Consider the following 17,308-nt stretch of genomic DNA (forward strand, 5'->3'; position numbering starts at 1 on the left):
TTTATTAAGCGGCATTAGGGTATGCAATCAATGTGGTCTGAATAGAGGCGAGAACATGACAAATACTTGGCGATTACGAGAAGCGGTAAAAACACTGAATGCAGGTGGCGTTATCGGCTACCCGACAGAGGCGGTGTTTGGCGTGGGCTGCGATCCCTGGGATGAAGAAGCCTTGTTGCGTTTATTAGAGATTAAACAGCGACCCTGGCATAAAGGACTTATTCTGATTGCATCGGACTTTAATCAGTTACAAGATTTTATTAAGCCCGTTGAAGCCTCAGTTTTAGCAGAATTGGATAAAACCTGGCCCGGCCCGGTAACGTGGTTACTGCCTGTTCGTGAAGAAGTCTCAATGTTATTGACGGGCTTACACGATACCATTGCCGTGCGGATAACTGCACACCCGCAAACTCGTGCTTTATGTGAGGCTTTCGGCGGCGCGATTGTGTCGACCAGTGCCAATTTAAATGGACTTAGACCAGCGATGAATGTGCACCAAGTCCACTGGCAATTGCCAGAGCTGGATTATGTTTTACCCGGCAGCTTAGGTGGCGCGAGTAAACCCAGCCAAATCAGAGATGCACAAACAGGAGAAATTTTACGATGAGTACACCCGATATTAATGCCGTTCGTGAGTATCTACTTCGTCTACAAGAAAGTATTTGCAGTGAACTTGAATTAGTAGATGGTGAAGCATCGTTTGAAATTGATGACTGGACACGTGAAACTGGCGGTGGTGGCCGCACACGGGTTTTAACTAACGGCGCTGTGTTTGAACAGGGTGGTGTCAATTTTTCTGAAGTCAGTGGCGATGATTTACCTGCTTCAGCGACTGCCAGCCGACCCGAATTAGCCGGTCGAAGCTTTCAGGCCATGGGTGTGTCACTGGTGATTCATCCTCATAATCCTTATGTGCCAACATCACATGCCAATGTGCGCTTTTTTATCGCAGAAAAAGAAGGTGAAGATCCTATCTGGTGGTTTGGCGGTGGTTACGATTTAACGCCTTATTACGGTAATGAAGAGGATGTGATTCACTGGCATACCACGGCTAAAGCCGCTTGTGATCCTTTTGGCGATGATGTTTATTCACGCTTTAAAAAATGGTGTGATGAGTATTTTTATCTGAAACATCGCGATGAATGCCGTGGCGTCGGTGGTCTGTTTTTTGATGATCTTAATGAATGGGGTTTTGACCGCTGTTTTGCATTTATGCAGTCTGTTGGCAACAGTTATATCAAGGCTTACGCACCGATTGTACAAAAACATAAAGACAGTGAATTTAGTGAACGCGAACGTGATTTTCAGTTATACCGTCGTGGCCGTTATGTCGAATTTAATCTGGTGTATGACCGCGGAACATTGTTTGGATTACAGTCTGGTGGCCGCACAGAGTCGATTCTGATGTCATTGCCACCACTGGTGAAATGGCGTTATCACTGGATTCCGGAAGTCGGATCAGCAGAAGCCCGTTTATATACGGACTTTCTGCCGCCACGCGACTGGATTTAAGACTCGCCGGATAAAGCGGCGAGCTGATCCGCCTGGTATTCGTTGATCAATGGTTCAATGACTTGTTCCAGTTCACCTTCCATGATTTCAACCAGTTTGTATAAGGTCAGGTTGATACGGTGATCAGTCACACGTCCTTGGGGATAGTTATAAGTGCGGATACGTTCACTTCGATCGCCTGAACCCACTAGTGATTTACGCGTTTGTGCTTCTTCGGCGGCTTGTTTTTCTACCTGCGCAGCCATAATGCGTGCTTGTAAAACGGACATCGCTTTTGCCCGGTTTTTATGCTGCGAACGTTCTTCCTGACACTCAACCACAATGCCAGTTGGAAGATGGGTGATACGTACCGCAGAATCGGTGGTGTTAACGTGCTGACCACCGGCACCTTGAGATCGATAGGTATCGACTTTCAAGTCAGCTGGGTTGATATCGACTTCATCGATTTCATCCGCTTCCGGCAGAATAGCGACAGTACAGGCTGAGGTGTGAATACGGCCTTGTGATTCTGTTTCCGGTACACGTTGTACACGGTGAGCGCCTGATTCGAATTTCAGACGTGAATAAGCGCCTTCACCAACGATGCGACAAATAACTTCTTTATAGCCGCCGTGTTCACCTTCCTGCGCATTGATGACTTCCACTTTCCAGCGACGTGATTCAGCATATTTTGTGTACATGCGGAATAAATCGCCTGAGAAAATAGCTGCTTCATCGCCACCTGTTCCGGCACGAATTTCCAGATAGATATTGCGCTGATCATTCGGATCTTTAGGTAATAATAATTTTTGCAGGGTTAATTCGAGTTCTTCGATTTTATCTTCTGCTGCATTAATTTCTTCTTTCGCCATTTCGCGCATATCGGCATCGTCTTCATCTAACATCAGTTTGGCGTCTTCTAATGCGCTGATTGTGCGGCGATATGCATTGAAATTGCTGACAACAGGTTCTAATTGAGCGTATTCCTGTGACAGTGACCGGAATTTATTCTGATCGGCCATGGTGTCAGGATCAGCGAGCAGACCACTAATTTCTTCATGACGATCAACGAGTGATTCTAATTTATGTTTGATCGAATCTTTCACTTTGGATCCTTGATATTAAACAGACGCCGCGCTGTACTGAGTAAATGGCCTTCTTCATCAAATCCGGATTGACGGAGTTGGCGACTCGGTTCATGCAGCAAACGGTTGGTCAGTGTACGTGCGAGTTCGGCCATGGCCTGTTCAGCAGGCATGCCGTGCTCAAGTTGTTTTATTGCTCTTTCCAGTGAATGCTTACTTATCTCTTCAGCATTGTCACGTATGGCTCTAATAACAGGGACGGCATCTTGTGTTCTGAGCCATGCCTGAAAATGATCCACCTGCGTGTCGATAATTTCTTCAGCCTGTAAGGCCGCGTCGCGACGAGATTGTAAGTTCTCTTCGATGATTTCTTTTAAATCATCAACACAATAAAGGTATATATCTTCTAATAATCCGACTTCCGCTTCAATATCCCGTGGTACGGCGATATCCACCATGAAAATGGGTTTGCGTTTACGGATTTTTAAGGCTCTTTCCACAGCGCCTTTACCAAGAATAGGCAGTTGGCTGGCGGTTGAACTGACCACGATATCGGCTTCTGACAGATGAGCAGGTAGTTCACTGAGACTGATAGCATAACCATCAACCTGTGTGGCGAGGTTATGGGCCCGCTCAATAGTGCGGTTAGCAATGATGATGCGCTTGATACCGTTATCATAAAGATGACGTGCGACCAGTTCGATGGTTTCACCTGCACCTATTAATAAGGCAGTGGAGTCAGCCAGTTCACTGAAAATTTGTTTTGCCAGACTGACCGCAGCAAAGGCGACCGAGACCGGACTGTTACCGATAGCGGTATCGGTGCGGACTTGTTTAGCAACAGCGAAAGCGTGTTGGAACATACGGCCTAATGATTTTCCCAACGTGTTTGCATTAAGGGACTGGCTGTATGCGTCTTTTAATTGTCCGAGTATTTGCGGCTCACCCAGCACCATGGAATCTAGGCCACAGGCCACGCGCATCAGATGACGAATCGCATCGGCTTGCTGGTAGTGATATAGATAAGGAGTGATGATGCCATCTTCTTGTTGATGATACTCATGCAACCAAGCGAGGATCTGATTGTCAGACTCTCCATCAACACAGCAATAGATTTCAGTACGATTGCAGGTCGACAAGATAACGACTTCAAGTATGGAATCATCTTCATGTAAAGTGGATAAAGCTGCCGGAAGCATGCTCGCATCAAACGCAAATAGCTCACGGATATGAACCGGAGCGGTATTGTGGTTGATGCCATAGGTGACAAGATGCATATTAAGAAAAAGTCGTTATTAAATGCTGTTAAACTTTACAGCCATTATTACAATCGTCTGTTATTAAGTGAAAACAATTCGCCATTCTATCAAAATCAAACGTTCAGGTCGTTTTAATATGGATTCAATGCAATCATTCATGATGAATGTAGGGCAACGTACAAAATATTTTGCTCTGATCGGACTTACCTCGCTGATGACTGCCTGTGCTGCAACGCCCGCACAGCAAAGTAAAGCCACAGTTGATGAGGCGCAGAAAGTCGTCAAAGTAGCACCGGAAGTGAAAGAGGACAAAAAGCCCGAAGTCACTATGCCAATGTCACCTGAACTGATGTATTACATCCTTACTGCGGAAGTGGCGGGACAGCGCGGTGAAGTGGGTGCAGCAGTTGAACTTTACGAGCGTGCTGCGGATATGGTCAAGTCGCCCAAACTTGCCGGCCGAAGTGCGCAGGTGGCGACACTTTCCAGAAATGAAGAAAAAATCAATCATGCGCTGGATCGCTGGTTAGAAGTTGATCCCAATAATGCTGATGTCTATATGATGCGCGCGCCATTTTTGATGATGGAAAAAGACTACGACGGCGCGGCTCAAGCCATTAATAAAGCGCTATCTTTAGCGCCCGAGAAGCAAAAAGTTTATTTAGCCAGAGCGACAGAAAATCTGGCTGAAGTGGCTTCACCAGAAGAAGCGCTCGCCACGCTGAAGAAATTAGATCTCTATAAGCAAGGGCATCCAGATGCGCATTATACCTATGCACGCTTGGCTTATTTCTATCAGCAGTATCCACAAACACTGGCTGAAATCGACCCTTTATTAAAAGCGGATCCGGATAATGAAAGTTATCTTATATTGAAAGCCGACACCTTACAGCGATTAGGTAAAACTAAAGAAGGTCTCAAACTACTTGCTAAACCCGCAGCAAAAGACGATGCCAGTGATGAGCTGCGTTTTACTTACGGCAAATTATTAGGTGATGACGGTCAACTGGATAAAGCGCGCACTATTTTTGAGTCGATTCAGGCAAATAATCCTGAAAATCGCGATGTGCTTTTTGCCTTAGGACTGTTAGCGCTGGAAGAAAAAGACGGCGTGAAAGCCAAATCGTATTTCAGTGATTTATTAAAACTGGGTGATCCGACTAATCAGGCCGCTTATTTCATGGGGATTGCTGAAGAATTAAATGCCAATGTGGATGCCGCGTTGGTTTGGTTTGCCTCAGTACCCGTGCAAAGCAGTCGTTTTGATTTGGCGCAGACACATTACATTAATCTATTACTGGGCCGGAACGACATTGATAAAGCTCGTGAACATTTAGCACAGCTAAGAAAACAATTACCACAGAAAGCACTGCAATATTATTTGTTTGAAGCCAGCTTATTGCGTGACCAAGGCATGAAGCAAGAGGCTTTTGACTTATTAACACAAGCCATTAAACAGTATCCAAAAAATGAAGATGCGCTGTATAGCAGAGCGATGGTAGCTGAGTCGATGGATAGGCTGGATGTGCTGGAAGCGGATTTGGGGCAAATTCTGGCCAATGATCCTAATAACTCTCAAGCATTAAATGCGCTGGGTTATACATTGACGGATCGTACTGATCGTCATCAGGAAGCATTAAAACTAATTCAACGTGCTTTAGAACTTAAGCCGGGCGACCCTTTCTATCTGGATAGTCTGGGCTGGGCTTATTATCGTCTGGGTGACTTAGAAAAGGCGGAAAAATACCTGCGCGAAGCAACGGAAGCCAATCCTGATCCGGAATTCATTGCACATTTAGGTGAAGTGCTATGGCAGCGTGGTAAGAAACAGGAAGCTAAAAAATTCTGGGATAAAGGTTTGCTACAAGATCCGGACAATACCTTGTTAATTGAAACTATGCGCAGGTTTGGCCTATGAGGTTAGTTTGGCTGGCAGGACTGAGTCTCTTGCTGACCGCGTGTGCACCTTTATGGCAACCGAAAACAACTGAATCGCCAGAGCAACGATGGCAACAGCAGCAGCAAGAAATAGCCGCACTTAAAGATTGGCGTTTCAGAGGTCGTACCGCCATTACACAAGGGCGTGAAGGCTGGAATGCTGGCATTACCTGGCAACAACAAGGCGAGGGGTTTGACATCAAACTGTCAGGCCCTTTTTCGCAAGGTGGTGCTGAGTTAATTGGTGATGCTGAACAAGTCACACTCACCTTAGATAATGGCGAGCAATATTCCGCACAGACACCTGAGCAATTATTAGCCAAAACTTTAGGCTGGTTTTTACCGGTCAGTGCATTACGCGATTGGGTCAGAGGTGTGCCATATAAAGATGCTGCGGTTGATAAGTATCAACTCGACGAAAATGGACGCCTAAAAACCTTACAACAAGCAGGTTGGCAGGTGGAATATCTGCGTTATGTACCATTTAATGGTTTGGTTGTGCCTTCCAAGATTTTTATCAAACATCCTGATTTGAATATCAGATTAATCATTTCTGATTGGAGTCAAGCTGAGTGAAAGCATGGCCAGCGCCGGCAAAATTAAATTTATTTTTGCATATTACCGGACGGCGGGAAGATGGGTATCACAATCTTCAGACCGCATTTCAGTTTCTGGATTTTGGCGATAGTTTATTTTTTGAGACGAATGACTCAGGCCAAATCCAGCTCAAGACAGAATTTGCGGATGTGCCAAGCGAAGATAATCTGATTGTTAAAGCGGCAAGACTATTAAAACCTTTCACCAATGATGAGCAGGGCGTTGATATTTCTATTACCAAACGTCTGCCGATGGGCGGCGGATTAGGTGGCGGAAGTTCTAATGCCGCGACAACCTTAGTTGCTCTAAATCAGCTTTGGCAATGTGGTTTGTCACAGCAAAAATTAGCGCAAATCGGACTCAGTTTAGGGGCTGATGTGCCTATTTTTATCGCTGGGTATGCTGCCTGGGCTGAAGGTGTCGGTGAAGACTTAACGCCAATATCCCCGATAGAACCTTGGTTTGCGGTGATTTGTCCGGATTGTCATGTGTCTACTGCAGAAATATTTTCATCGCTGGAATTGACACGCGACTGCGAACCTATCACAATATCGCGCTTCCTTTCTGGGGAAGGCAGAAACGTCTGCGAGGCGGTGGTGGTGAAACACTATCCGGCAGTTGCAAATGCACTAGAATGGTTGGCACAATACGCGCCTCCAAGAATGACTGGTACAGGAGCATGTGTTTTCGCTGATTTTCAAAGTCAGCAAGAAGCACAAGACGTCATAGATAAACTGCCTTCACACTGGCAGGGTTTTGTGGCAAAAGGCTGTAATCAGTCGCCACTCACTGCAAGAGCACTGGCAGAAAAATAAGCCAGATGTGACTGCAAGATGATAGAATGAGTTTTGTCAGTTGGGGTATCGCCAAGCGGTAAGGCACTGGGTTTTGATCCCAGCATTCCCAGGTTCGAATCCTGGTACCCCAGCCACTCTTTTGTTTTTTTGATAGAAAACTCGGCGCCTCTACCGTGACACAAAACCGACTCCTCCAGCTACAACAACGAACAGCCGATAGCCGAATGATGGTATTCACTGGTAATGCCAATCGTAAGCTGGCTCAAAGCATCGCCAATTTCCTCAATATTTCACTTGGCAAAGCCACTGTGGAAAAATTCAGTGATGGCGAAATCATGGTTGAAATTCTTGATAATGTACGTGGTAAAGACGTCTTTATCGTTCAACCGACTTGTATGCCAACCAATGATCATCTGATGGAACTGATGGTGATGACCGACGCTATCCGTCGTGCATCGGCAAAGCGTATTACTTTGGTTGTGCCTTATTTTGGTTACTCTCGACAAGATCGTCGTCCCCGCTCCGCACGTGTCGCTATTACGGCAAAAGTTGTTGCTAATATGCTGACGGGCGTAGGAGCTGACCGCGTTTTAACCGTCGACTTACATGCAGACCAAATCCAGGGCTTTTTCGATTGTCCTGTTGATAATGTTTATGCCTCACCTGTGTTATTAGGTGATATCTGGAAGCATAAATATGAAGATCTGGTCGTGGTCTCACCTGATGTGGGTGGTGTGGTCAGAGCGCGCGCCTTAGCAAAACACCTTGGTGTTGAGCTAGCCATTATCGATAAACGTCGTCCACGTGCTAACGAAGCCAAAGTTATGAATATTATTGGTGACGTAGATGGACGTGTGTGTGTATTGATTGATGACATGGTCGATACCGCGGGTACTTTGTGCGCCGCCTCGGCTGCATTGAAAGAACATGGTGCTACCCGAGTGGTTGCCTATACTACGCATCCTGTTTTATCGGGTCCGGCGATAAAAAATATCAGCAATTCAGTGCTTGATGAATTGGTGGTGACGGATACGATTCCGTTACAACCGCATGCACAGGAATGTGAAAAAATTCGCGTGTTAAGCATCGCAGAGATGCTGGCAGAAGCGATGTATCGAATTAGTAACGAGGAGTCCGTTAGCTCCTTGTATATGGATTAGTCAGCTACGACTGACTTTTACGTGCCGAACCTGGTCGCGGGGGAGGCTTACGCTGCTTTTATTAGCGGCATTTTTGATGGGCTAAGGTCCATTGTTTTTGGAGAAAAAAATGGAAAACTTATTTGAAGTACAAGCTGAAGCGCGTACTGATGAGGGGAAAGGTGCGAGCCGCCGCCTTCGTCATGCGGGTAAAGTACCAGCTGTTGTTTATGGCGCTGAAAAAGAGCCAGTTTCGATCTCTGTTGATCACAACCAATTCATTCGTCATTTAGCTGAAGAAGCATTTTATGCTCACATTCTGACGCTGAACATTGGCAAGAAAAAAGAGCAAGTTGTATTAAAAGACCTGCAACGTCATCCTGCTAATGACAACAAAATCATTCATGCTGACTTCCTGCGTGTTGATGCTAAACATGAAATGACAATGACTGTTCCTCTTCACTTTGTCGGTGAAGAAAAAGCACCTGGTGTGAAAGGCGGTGGTGTTGTTTCTCACGTAATGACTGAGGTTGAAATTGCTTGTTTACCAGCTGATCTGCCTGAGTACATCGAAGTGGATATCAGTAAGCTGGAATTAGATCACGCTATTCACTTATCAGAACTGACTCTGCCTAAAGGTGTTAGCTTGCCTGCACTGTCACATGGTCAGGAAGAGCATCTTGAAGAAGGTGAACGTTCTGCTTATGACCAAGCTGTGGTTAACATTCATATGCCTCGTGTACACGCAGTTGAAGATGATGCTGAAGATGCAGAAGGTGATGAAGAAGCAACTGAAGAGTAATCTTTAGATGGGGAGCTGGATCATCGTCGGTTTAGGTAATCCCGGCTCCCAATATGAAGGAACCCGACATAACGTCGGGTTCTGGCTTTTGGACCAGCTTGCTCGTGATCTCGGTGTGAACTTTACTGTTCAAAACCGCTATCACGGGGAGCTGGTTCAATGCTCTCTGGATGGTCATAAAGTTTATTTGCTTAAACCGCTGACATTTATGAACAGAAGCGGCCAGTCTGTTGCCCTATTAGCGAATTTCTTCAAAATTCCGTTAGAGAATATTCTCGTTATCCACGATGAATTAGATTTGGCTCCCGGAACGGTTAAATTAAAACGCGATGGTGGTCATGGTGGGCACAATGGACTCAGGGATATTATTGCTCAGACGGGGGGCAAACAATTTCTGCGCTGTCGTTTGGGGATAGGACATCCTGGTCATAGCAAGCTGGTTTCTGATTATGTACTCAGTAAACCCTCACCGACCGATCGTCAACAGATCGAGCAAGCCATCGATAATGTTTTACGTATTTTGCCAGAGGTGTTATCCGGAAATATGGATAAGGCCATGAACTGGCTACATTCACAATAGGATTTCTCATGGGATTTAAGTGCGGTATCGTCGGTTTACCTAATGTTGGCAAATCAACCTTGTTTAATGCATTGACTGAAGCCGGTATCGATGCGCAGAACTATCCTTTTTGTACCATCGAACCTAATGTCGGCATCGTTCCTGTGCCAGATCCACGTATGGATAAACTGGCAGTTATCGTTAATCCAGAACGTGTTTTGCCAACCACTATGGAATTCGTCGATATTGCCGGTCTGGTGGCTGGCGCGTCAAAGGGCGAAGGGCTTGGTAACAAATTCTTAGCTAATATCCGCGAAACAGATGCTATTGCACACGTCGTCCGTTGTTTTGAAGACGATAACATCGTCCATGTGGCGGGTAAAGTATCGCCTTTGGATGATATTGAAGTGATTAATACCGAGTTAGCCCTCGCTGATTTGGAAAGTGTTGAAAAAGCCATTACCAAAACCACGCGTGATGCCAAAAGCGGTGATAAAACAGCGAAAGCACGATTAGAGCTACTCACACAAATGCGTGAAGACTTAGACAGTGGCAAACCTGTGCGAGCCATGGGCTTTGATAAAGATCAACTGGCTTTGATTCGTGATTTACACCTGCTGACGATTAAACCCACCATGTATATCGCCAATGTCTCTGAAGATGGCTTTGAGAATAATGCTGCTTTAGATGCTGTTAAACAATTTGCCGAGCAAGAAAACGCTAATGTAGTCGCGATTTGTGCAGCGATTGAATCAGAAATTGCTGGCCTTGAAGATGATGAAAAAGTCGAATTTTTGAGCGAAATCGGCCAGGACGAGCCAGGTTTGAATCGTGTAATTCGTGCCGGTTATCAATTACTTGGTTTACATACTTATTTTACTGCCGGTGTAAAAGAAGTTCGCGCCTGGACAGTCAAAGTAGGCGCAACAGCACCAGAAGGCGCTGGTGTTATTCACACAGATTTTCAGAAAGGATTCATTCGTGCTGAAGTCATCAGTTACGATGATTTTGTTCAGTATAACGGTGAGCAAGGTGCTAAAGATGCCGGTAAATGGCGTCTGGAAGGTAAAGAATATGTCATTAAAGACGGTGATGTGATGCATTTCCGCTTCAACGTCTAGAATTCTGGGATATGATGTCGTGAATTGTTATTCATCCTGGCATAGGCAAACCATGAAGACGGCATCATTCTCCTACCTCTTATCATTGTTAGCTATTGGCTTCACACCCCTGGTCAATGCGGATGATAAATTAAATCAATGTTTGCTCACCCAACTGGCAACGGCTGACGATACGATGTCAGTCGGCGATATCAAACAACTATGTGATTCTAAGATTACTCAAAAAACCATTGAAGATGCTTCGCCCAACCCTGAACCTGTTGATATCAAAGTCACCAGTAGTGGTGTGGAAACGGAAGACAAATCAGCGATTACCCGCCGTTTATTTCTGGAAAAGAAAGAAGCCAAAAACCCATTTGTGTTGTTACCGCATAAACCAAATTACATTATTTTAAGTAATAATATGGCGGCGCCTAATGAAGCACCATTTGAAGCCGCTTATCCAGATGACAATATTCACTTGCAACCGTGGGAAACCAAATTCCAAATCAGCTTAAAACTGCCTGTGGCCTATGATTTATTTAACGGTCGTGCAGATGCGTATGTGGCTTATACCAACCGCTCATTCTGGCAGCAGTTTAATAAACACAGTTCATCACCTTTCCGTGAATCCGATCATGAACCAGAGGCCTGGTTATCTTTCAAAACAGACTATGAAGTATTCGGTATAAAGAACTCGCTTATTCGTACTGGTATTGTCCACCAGTCAAACGGTCAGGCAGGCGAGTTATCGCGTAGCTGGAATCGGGTTTATGCAGACTTTGTATTTGAGCACAATGACTGGTACTACTCACTCAAACCATGGTGGCGTATCCCAGATAGCAGCAGTGATGATGATAACCCTGATATCGAAGAATTTATGGGTAACTTTGAATTTGGCGCTGTATATAAAATGGATAACCACAGCTTCGATATTATGCTGCGGAACAACCTGAATTTTCATGATAATTATGGTGCTGTTCAGTTAGGTTGGAGCTTTTCGCTCACCGATCGGGTAAAAGGCTATGTGCAATGGTTTAATGGCTACGGAGAAAGTCTGATTGACTATGATGCACACTCCAATAGTATTGGTTTCGGTATTCAACTGAGTGACTGGTTATAAATATGATCTTTTCACTTGAAACTTAAGCATTTATATCGTATTATTTCGCGCTTCGTGTGGCTATATAGCTCAGCTGGTTAGAGCACATCACTCATAATGATGGGGTCCCTAGTTCGAATCTAGGTATAGCCACCAACAGATTCAAAAAAAGCCGGAGTTCTACTCCGGCTTTTTTTGCCTCCAGTTTGTGTTTTTACAGCACTTAACATTGATATTCCCTCTTCGCTGTATTGAATTTGTCTACGGTAAAGCCTTAGAGCAAAAGGTCAATCATAAAATCAGTCCAACCAATCCCTTCTGATTTAAAACATCGTATTATCGTTAGCGGACTTTTGTGGCACGTCCTGTATAACGTCCCAGTGTTCAACAATCATTCCGTTTTTAACGCGGAAGATATCAACAACTGCTTGTCCAGGATCTTCAGCATTTTGCGTAGAGTGAATATGCAGATAAACGAGATCATTATCTGCAGTACTTCTGACGATATCTGCTTTTGATTGAGGGTTATTTTTGAAATAACCTTCAAAATAGCCAACGAAAGGTGCTTTGCCATCAGGCACATGAGGATTGTGCTGAATATAATTATCTGCAACCACCTCGGCAGCTTGCTGAACCTGATGTTGGTTAAAAAATTGATTATAAAAGTTGATAACGAGTTGACGATTAGCCTCTTCTTTAGCCAGATCTCGCTGGACAATTTGTTCTGCAAATACATTCGTTGCTGAGAACAGTAGACCAAGGCTAAAAAGCGTTAAGAAAAAATAGCGGGATAGAGTCATGATGGTTTCCTTTATAGTCATTTTTAATAACCGACAGTAAAACGTTGTCGAGGGTGTTGTGGGTTTTCAATCTCATCAACCAGTGCGACGGCATAATCTTCATAAGAAATGTGACTGCCACTGCCGGTAGTAAGAAGGGTGTCTTTGCCTAATCTGAATTTACCTGTACGCTCACCTGGGCCGAGTAAGGCTGAAGGGGATAAGAAGGTCCAGTTCAGGTTTGTTTCTTTTTGTATTTCATCGAGAAATTCAGCACCTTTAGTCGCTTCAGTCTTAAAGACTTCTGGAAATTCGGGCGTGTCGATCAGAAGGAGTCCGGGCTGTACTTCCAGACTGCCTGCACCACCGACCACTAAATAGCGTTGAACACCTGATTGTTTAACGACATCAATAATCTGCTGTGCGTCAGCATCGACAAATTTTACGGCGCTCACCACCGCATCGTGTCCCTTCAACAGTTGAACAATCTCATCAGTGTTGTAGAGATCGGCTTTTAATGCTGTCACACCTGGTAATGATGGAATGTTTTCAGGATGACGTGAGATGGCGGTAATTTGATGATGTCTGTCTGATAGTTCCTTGACGATTCTTGAACCGACTTCACCAGAAGCCCCAATAACAGCAATGTGTGACATAATGCACCTCTTAATAGTATGAAAAAAATATCAGGTCTAAAAAATAGACTGTGTGGGGCAGAGTAGATTTTTTGAATTGAGCTGACAAGAAGTCAATTTGAGCGTACTTAGTTACCTGGAGGTGACCATGACAAGCACTAATTCCGTTGAAACGCAGGCACAGACTCAGTTTGACCATCCTTGTCCGGTACGAGATGTGCTGGATAGAATTGGTGACCAATGGAGTTTATTAATCCTGACCGCGCTGACGCCCGGTACTTTGCGCTTTAATGAGCTGCATCGTGAAATAGGTGATATATCAAGGCAGATGTTATCTCGCACCTTAAAACGTTTAGAGCAGGACGGGTTTATTGAACGGAAGCTTTATGCTGAGGTACCACCAAAAGTGGAATATACATTGAGTCCGTTAGGTCATTCTTTTCTGGTACCCATGCAAGCGCTTATTGAGTGGGCCGATGCCAATCATGTACAGATTTGTCAGAGCCGACGCCAGCATCGGGCACAAAATGAAGAATAAGCAATAAGATCAGCTTCAGCTTGTAGGCTGCTTAAGTTAAATAGACCATTTCTTTCTGAAAGGTTGGTAGCAATAGAGAAGCAGTAATAAGGCTAGAGCCGCCGCTATATTATTAAAGTGCGTGGGTTGTTTTGCCTGATAAGCAAAATCAACGTTTTGTAGTGAACGGGCCATATCAGCATTGTTTTCAAGGTGGTGATATAGCATATGATTTTGCTTAGCCAGTTCCATCAAATAGTCTTGTTTAAGACTCGATAGATGTTCAGTACCGACAACCTTAGCAGTGCCCCATGGGCCATTGCGTGGTATATATCCCTCAACCTTACTTGGGTCAGCCGGTAAACCGAAGCGGGAGGCATGAGGTACATCTTCCGCTGTATAAAAACCAATCTGTACACCATCTTCATCAAACTTGGGAATTTTACTCAGTCCCAGCTCACCGACGCCAATGATGATGCCGGCTTTCCAGTCTTCTTTTTGATCTTCTGTATCCAGATAGCTGAAATCAGGCGCATAACGTGGATTGATAGGTGGTGCTTCATGACCATCGGTTAAAAACACCAATTTACTTCCGGTGAGCACGTCATTCATCATCAGTTCACGGGTATTATAGAGGGCCTGTCCGATGTTACTGTCAGCAACCCAGGCCATACGCCAGTCGAGAGCATGAATACTTGCTTCAAGAATCGGGTAATCATTACAGACTTCAATAGGCGAATAGAGTAGGGCTGGAACACGTTCAGTAAATACAGCTAAGCCCACTTTTGAACCACATGGCAGACTTCTGGCGGCATGCAGCATAGCTGCTTTTGCTTTTTCTAAACGGCTGATAGCACCGCCGTGTTTATCGGAATAATCCTGCACATTCATACTGCGGGTGATATCAAGCACAAACACATAATCATAGCTTTTGACAGTGAATGGCAAAGGGGGCAGAACAATGGCGATAAGCAATAATATCGCGGAAGCTATCAATGCATATAAACGCTTCATAACAACACCCTAGGGCAAACCCAGAGGGAAACCGGGCATCGCTGACCACAGTTCTTCAGAGCTTTCCTGAGCTTCACCAGAATCTTTTAAATCGCCTAGCGGTAAATCACGAGAGAGTCGTTGTGCCGCTTCATAGTTGTATTTCGCTGCCCAAAACTCGGGGTCATTTTTTAATGCCGATTTATAGAGATCTTTGGCGACATCGGCCAGGGCTGTGGCACGATCAATCCCCATCTTCTCAGCCGTTTCAATAGCTTGTTGCAGATAGAGGTTACCCATATTGTAATAAACCAGTTTCAGCATAGCCGGAGAGCTAAGCCGTTCGGCTTTACCATAAGCATCAACCGCATCTTCAAACATGCCGCGTTGTTGCAAATGATGGGCATAGGCAAACTGTAATTCAGGCTCTGTCAGATCAATCTTACTTGCGTCCACCAGACGAGGCGACTGTAAAAGCTTTATGGCATCGTTAATCGCTTTTTGATGCTGCCTTTCTACTATTTGCAGACCTAGTAAAGTAAGAAAAACCAAGCTAATCACCAGCATAAGATGTTGTAGATAACGACGGCGCAACATCATGAGCGTTTCTCCAAAAATTTCACGGCAACGAGTAACAGAACAAAAAACAAAGCTAAGCCATAACACCATGCCGACAAACTTTGTTTTGGCAGTTTTTCCTGATAAATCAATGGCAAGCTTTCCAGTTCATCCAGTTCCGCGATGGCTGCCTGAAGTGATTCAGCGGTATCGACTTCATATGCATGGTAAGGTACAGATAAGGTATTGAAAAACTTATGCAAATGGCGTTCAGGCATCACTTTAGGGTTATCATCTCGATGTGATTTTGGCTCGCTGAAGATGCCTTGTCCGTTTTCTGTACGTAAAAAGAACCAGTACAAGCTGACTCGGTAACGTTCAAACCATTCCCGCAGCGTTTTCTGAGCACGATGGTCCAGAGTTGCCGCACCATCAGACACTAAAACGACTACACGAGATCCCGTGTGCGGTTGGTCTTTGAAATAACTAAGGCCCATTCCTAAACCCTTAGCGACGTTAGTAAATGCTAACCCTGGTGTTTCCAGGCTATTGATAGCTGCCTGAATGGCACTTTTATGTTCAGTTAATGGGCTGATATAAAATGGCTGCGTACTAAAACCTGCTACCCCAAACAAATCATGAGGACGGCGGTTAACAAATTCTGATAGTAAACGCCTGGCCGCTTGGGCTTTGGATTGTTCATTTTCATCAGGCGTCTGGCCGCCGAAGGTTTCATTCATACTGGCACTTCGATCCAGTACAAACACAATATGTGCCCCTTGTCCGGTGCGTGTCACGGTTTGCTCAAGGCTATGCAAACCGGCGAGGCCAATAATGACTGAAGCAATAGCAAGAGAAGCTGCAAGCTTTATCAAGCGGTTTAGCCAGATGGTGAGCGGATTCAGTTTAATTAGCTGTCTGCTGGGCGTCGCATGGCGATCAAATAAACTGCTGAAGAAAGGTAATAAGCTGAGTGGTAATAACAGCAACAGCCATGGCAGATGGAAAGCAAGATTCATGGCTTACTCTGCACCACTTTATCAGCAGCAGCGAGTCTGTCGCATAGACGAATACAATCCGTCAGTAAGTTTGGCTTGGGTTCTTCATCAAAGAAAAATACATTTCTGGATTGCTGGAAAAAATCTTCGATTTGCGTTCGACATGCATTGAACTGTGGATATTGTTTAATAAAATCATCAATCTGAGCGGCAAACACCGTGTGAGATGCTCGGGCATTAAACGCATCATGCATTGCTTGCATGCCACGCTGCACTTGTTCAGACGTCATATTTTTTTGGCGTCTGATACGTTTAATGTGACGCTTGGCCACATGGAATGGGGAGGTGTTGAACTTAGGTAATAAACCTGTGAGAGCAGACCAGATTAACAAACATAAGATCAACAAACCGGCATAAATGATAATGGGTGTTTGATACCGTGAAAGCGAGTGTGTTCTGGGCGCGATATCGGCTTTCATAAAGCCATTACTACCATCATCATTACCGATACCACTTGAGACAACTTCTTTAATCGGCGACATAGTGAAATGCCATTCTGGCAAGGTGATTTCAAAACGTTGATTTGAGCTGTCAGTAAATACTAACTGTTGATCTGGAATAAGTAATGCACGGACATCTAGTGGTGCATAAAATGTTTGATAGCGAAGAGTGAGGTGGTAGAGCGTCTTTCCACCTCGCTGCTCAGAGCTCATATTGACACTGTTCAGATCAAGCCAGTAGGTCAGTTCACCTTCGACAGGCAGAGATGAGGGTGACAAAGAATAATCTGTGTCGATAGCGATCAGGTATTGGTGCTCAATAATGTCGCCGACCATTAAGCCATAGCTTCGTCCCTGATCCATTTTGATAATTTGGCCCGGGATGGTGGTCTCTGCTGAGCAGATGACAGACAGCAGAAATAAGCTTAAAATCAGTGAAATGGTGTTAAAAAGCTTCAT

General features: G+C 44.8%; 19 protein-coding genes and 2 tRNA genes. 13 read left to right on the forward strand and 8 right to left on the reverse strand.

The window, feature by feature from the left end:
* Positions 1 to 55 precede the first annotated feature (55 nt).
* Positions 56 to 607, forward strand: coding sequence for an L-threonylcarbamoyladenylate synthase type 1 TsaC (gene tsaC / locus BM232_RS12960; protein WP_091715472.1), 552 nt, complete (start codon positions 56 to 58; stop codon positions 605 to 607).
* Positions 604 to 1,512: an oxygen-dependent coproporphyrinogen oxidase gene (hemF, locus tag BM232_RS12965; protein ID WP_091715475.1), complete on the forward strand. Its 909-nt coding sequence runs from the start codon at positions 604 to 606 to the stop codon at positions 1,510 to 1,512. The genes tsaC and hemF overlap by 4 nt, the downstream gene beginning before the upstream one ends.
* On the opposite strand, the gene prfA is transcribed toward hemF, so the two are convergent.
* Positions 1,509 to 2,597 carry a peptide chain release factor 1 gene (gene prfA, locus BM232_RS12970; RefSeq protein ID WP_091715477.1) on the reverse strand — a complete coding sequence of 363 codons (1,089 nt, stop codon included), beginning with the start codon at positions 2,595 to 2,597 and terminating at the stop codon, positions 1,509 to 1,511. The two genes, hemF and prfA, sit on opposite strands and share 4 nt — an antisense overlap.
* Positions 2,594 to 3,853 carry a glutamyl-tRNA reductase gene (gene hemA / locus BM232_RS12975; RefSeq protein WP_091715480.1) on the reverse strand — a complete coding sequence of 420 codons (1,260 nt, stop codon included), beginning with the start codon at positions 3,851 to 3,853 and terminating at the stop codon, positions 2,594 to 2,596. The genes prfA and hemA overlap by 4 nt, the downstream gene beginning before the upstream one ends.
* A gap of 118 nt (positions 3,854 to 3,971) precedes the next feature.
* On the opposite strand from hemA, the gene BM232_RS12980 reads away from it, so the two are divergent.
* The 10 genes from BM232_RS12980 to BM232_RS13025 all read left to right on the forward strand — a co-directional run bounded on the left by BM232_RS12980 (position 3,972) and on the right by BM232_RS13025 (position 12,025).
* Positions 3,972 to 5,753 (forward strand): tetratricopeptide repeat protein, encoded by a 1,782-nt coding sequence (locus BM232_RS12980; protein WP_091715482.1) that lies wholly within the window; start codon positions 3,972 to 3,974, stop codon positions 5,751 to 5,753.
* On the forward strand, positions 5,750 to 6,349 hold the full coding sequence (lolB, locus tag BM232_RS12985) for a lipoprotein insertase outer membrane protein LolB (protein WP_091715485.1): 600 nt from the start codon (positions 5,750 to 5,752) through the stop codon (positions 6,347 to 6,349). The genes BM232_RS12980 and lolB overlap by 4 nt, the downstream gene beginning before the upstream one ends.
* Positions 6,346 to 7,185 (forward strand): 4-(cytidine 5'-diphospho)-2-C-methyl-D-erythritol kinase, encoded by an 840-nt coding sequence (ispE, locus tag BM232_RS12990; RefSeq protein ID WP_091715488.1) that lies wholly within the window; start codon positions 6,346 to 6,348, stop codon positions 7,183 to 7,185. The genes lolB and ispE overlap by 4 nt, the downstream gene beginning before the upstream one ends.
* Before the next feature lie 41 nt (positions 7,186 to 7,226).
* Positions 7,227 to 7,301: transfer RNA gene (locus BM232_RS12995), tRNA-Gln, on the forward strand.
* Between the two features lie 90 nt (positions 7,302 to 7,391).
* Positions 7,392 to 8,327 carry a ribose-phosphate diphosphokinase gene (locus BM232_RS13000; protein ID WP_177207333.1) on the forward strand — a complete coding sequence of 312 codons (936 nt, stop codon included), beginning with the start codon at positions 7,392 to 7,394 and terminating at the stop codon, positions 8,325 to 8,327.
* Between the two features lie 109 nt (positions 8,328 to 8,436).
* Positions 8,437 to 9,108, forward strand: coding sequence for a 50S ribosomal protein L25/general stress protein Ctc (locus tag BM232_RS13005; protein WP_091715490.1), 672 nt, complete (start codon positions 8,437 to 8,439; stop codon positions 9,106 to 9,108).
* A gap of 7 nt (positions 9,109 to 9,115) precedes the next feature.
* Positions 9,116 to 9,688, forward strand: a complete 573-nt coding sequence (pth, locus tag BM232_RS13010; protein ID WP_091715493.1) for an aminoacyl-tRNA hydrolase — start codon at positions 9,116 to 9,118, stop codon at positions 9,686 to 9,688.
* A gap of 8 nt (positions 9,689 to 9,696) precedes the next feature.
* A complete protein-coding gene (gene ychF / locus BM232_RS13015; protein ID WP_091715495.1) occupies positions 9,697 to 10,788 on the forward strand; it encodes a redox-regulated ATPase YchF in 1,092 nt (363 codons plus the stop codon).
* Between the two features lie 52 nt (positions 10,789 to 10,840).
* Positions 10,841 to 11,890 carry a phospholipase A gene (locus BM232_RS13020; RefSeq protein ID WP_091715498.1) on the forward strand — a complete coding sequence of 350 codons (1,050 nt, stop codon included), beginning with the start codon at positions 10,841 to 10,843 and terminating at the stop codon, positions 11,888 to 11,890.
* Between the two features lie 58 nt (positions 11,891 to 11,948).
* Positions 11,949 to 12,025 (forward strand) — tRNA-Met (locus tag BM232_RS13025).
* A 167-nt stretch (positions 12,026 to 12,192) separates the two neighbouring features.
* Here the strand turns inward: BM232_RS13025 and BM232_RS13030 are convergent.
* Entirely contained in the window at positions 12,193 to 12,669 is a 477-nt protein-coding gene (locus BM232_RS13030) for a nuclear transport factor 2 family protein (protein ID WP_091715501.1), read from the reverse strand.
* 23 nt (positions 12,670 to 12,692) lie between these two features.
* Complete coding sequence (locus BM232_RS13035; RefSeq protein WP_091715503.1) at positions 12,693 to 13,304, reverse strand: NAD(P)-dependent oxidoreductase; 612 nt, start codon at positions 13,302 to 13,304, stop codon at positions 12,693 to 12,695.
* Positions 13,305 to 13,431: 127 nt separating this feature from the next.
* Between BM232_RS13035 and BM232_RS13040 the strand changes: the two genes are divergently transcribed.
* The gene (locus BM232_RS13040) at positions 13,432 to 13,821 is read left to right on the forward strand and encodes a winged helix-turn-helix transcriptional regulator (RefSeq protein WP_091715505.1); all 390 of its coding nucleotides are present in this window, start codon (positions 13,432 to 13,434) and stop codon (positions 13,819 to 13,821) included.
* A 36-nt stretch (positions 13,822 to 13,857) separates the two neighbouring features.
* On the opposite strand, the gene BM232_RS13045 is transcribed toward BM232_RS13040, so the two are convergent.
* From BM232_RS13045 to BM232_RS13060, 4 genes are read right to left on the reverse strand one after another with little or no spacing between them, the layout of a single operon-like run.
* Positions 13,858 to 14,814, reverse strand: coding sequence for a VWA domain-containing protein (locus BM232_RS13045; protein ID WP_091715507.1), 957 nt, complete (start codon positions 14,812 to 14,814; stop codon positions 13,858 to 13,860).
* 9 nt (positions 14,815 to 14,823) lie between these two features.
* Positions 14,824 to 15,393 (reverse strand): MxaK protein, encoded by a 570-nt coding sequence (locus BM232_RS13050; protein WP_091715509.1) that lies wholly within the window; start codon positions 15,391 to 15,393, stop codon positions 14,824 to 14,826.
* Entirely contained in the window at positions 15,390 to 16,370 is a 981-nt protein-coding gene (locus BM232_RS13055; protein WP_091715511.1) for a vWA domain-containing protein, read from the reverse strand. Before BM232_RS13055 ends, BM232_RS13050 begins: the two co-directional genes overlap by 4 nt.
* Complete coding sequence (locus BM232_RS13060) at positions 16,367 to 17,308, reverse strand: hypothetical protein (protein ID WP_091715513.1); 942 nt, start codon at positions 17,306 to 17,308, stop codon at positions 16,367 to 16,369. The genes BM232_RS13055 and BM232_RS13060 overlap by 4 nt, the downstream gene beginning before the upstream one ends.

The organism is Methylophaga sulfidovorans (assembly GCF_900114205.1).
Classification (GTDB): domain Bacteria; phylum Pseudomonadota; class Gammaproteobacteria; order Nitrosococcales; family Methylophagaceae; genus Methylophaga; species Methylophaga sulfidovorans.

Excerpts from the sequence above, each read along its gene's own strand:
- BM232_RS12980 (WP_091715482.1), top strand. The coding sequence starts at position 3,972 with ATGGATTCAATGCAATCATTCATGATGAATGTAGGGCAACGTACAAAA.
- BM232_RS13030 (WP_091715501.1), bottom strand. The coding sequence starts at position 12,669 with ATGACTCTATCCCGCTATTTTTTCTTAACGCTTTTTAGCCTTGGTCTA.
- BM232_RS13045 (WP_091715507.1), bottom strand. The coding sequence starts at position 14,814 with ATGAAGCGTTTATATGCATTGATAGCTTCCGCGATATTATTGCTTATC.
- BM232_RS13050 (WP_091715509.1), bottom strand. The coding sequence starts at position 15,393 with ATGATGTTGCGCCGTCGTTATCTACAACATCTTATGCTGGTGATTAGC.
- hemA (WP_091715480.1), bottom strand. The coding sequence starts at position 3,853 with ATGCATCTTGTCACCTATGGCATCAACCACAATACCGCTCCGGTTCAT.
- hemF (WP_091715475.1), top strand. The coding sequence starts at position 604 with ATGAGTACACCCGATATTAATGCCGTTCGTGAGTATCTACTTCGTCTA.
- BM232_RS13020 (WP_091715498.1), top strand. The coding sequence starts at position 10,841 with ATGAAGACGGCATCATTCTCCTACCTCTTATCATTGTTAGCTATTGGC.
- BM232_RS13000 (WP_177207333.1), top strand. The coding sequence starts at position 7,392 with ATGATGGTATTCACTGGTAATGCCAATCGTAAGCTGGCTCAAAGCATC.
- BM232_RS13040 (WP_091715505.1), top strand. The coding sequence starts at position 13,432 with ATGACAAGCACTAATTCCGTTGAAACGCAGGCACAGACTCAGTTTGAC.
- tsaC (WP_091715472.1), top strand. The coding sequence starts at position 56 with ATGACAAATACTTGGCGATTACGAGAAGCGGTAAAAACACTGAATGCA.
- lolB (WP_091715485.1), top strand. The coding sequence starts at position 5,750 with ATGAGGTTAGTTTGGCTGGCAGGACTGAGTCTCTTGCTGACCGCGTGT.
- pth (WP_091715493.1), top strand. The coding sequence starts at position 9,116 with ATGGGGAGCTGGATCATCGTCGGTTTAGGTAATCCCGGCTCCCAATAT.
- ychF (WP_091715495.1), top strand. The coding sequence starts at position 9,697 with ATGGGATTTAAGTGCGGTATCGTCGGTTTACCTAATGTTGGCAAATCA.
- BM232_RS13005 (WP_091715490.1), top strand. The coding sequence starts at position 8,437 with ATGGAAAACTTATTTGAAGTACAAGCTGAAGCGCGTACTGATGAGGGG.
- BM232_RS13060 (WP_091715513.1), bottom strand. The coding sequence starts at position 17,308 with ATGAAGCTTTTTAACACCATTTCACTGATTTTAAGCTTATTTCTGCTG.
- BM232_RS13055 (WP_091715511.1), bottom strand. The coding sequence starts at position 16,370 with ATGAATCTTGCTTTCCATCTGCCATGGCTGTTGCTGTTATTACCACTC.
- BM232_RS13035 (WP_091715503.1), bottom strand. The coding sequence starts at position 13,304 with ATGTCACACATTGCTGTTATTGGGGCTTCTGGTGAAGTCGGTTCAAGA.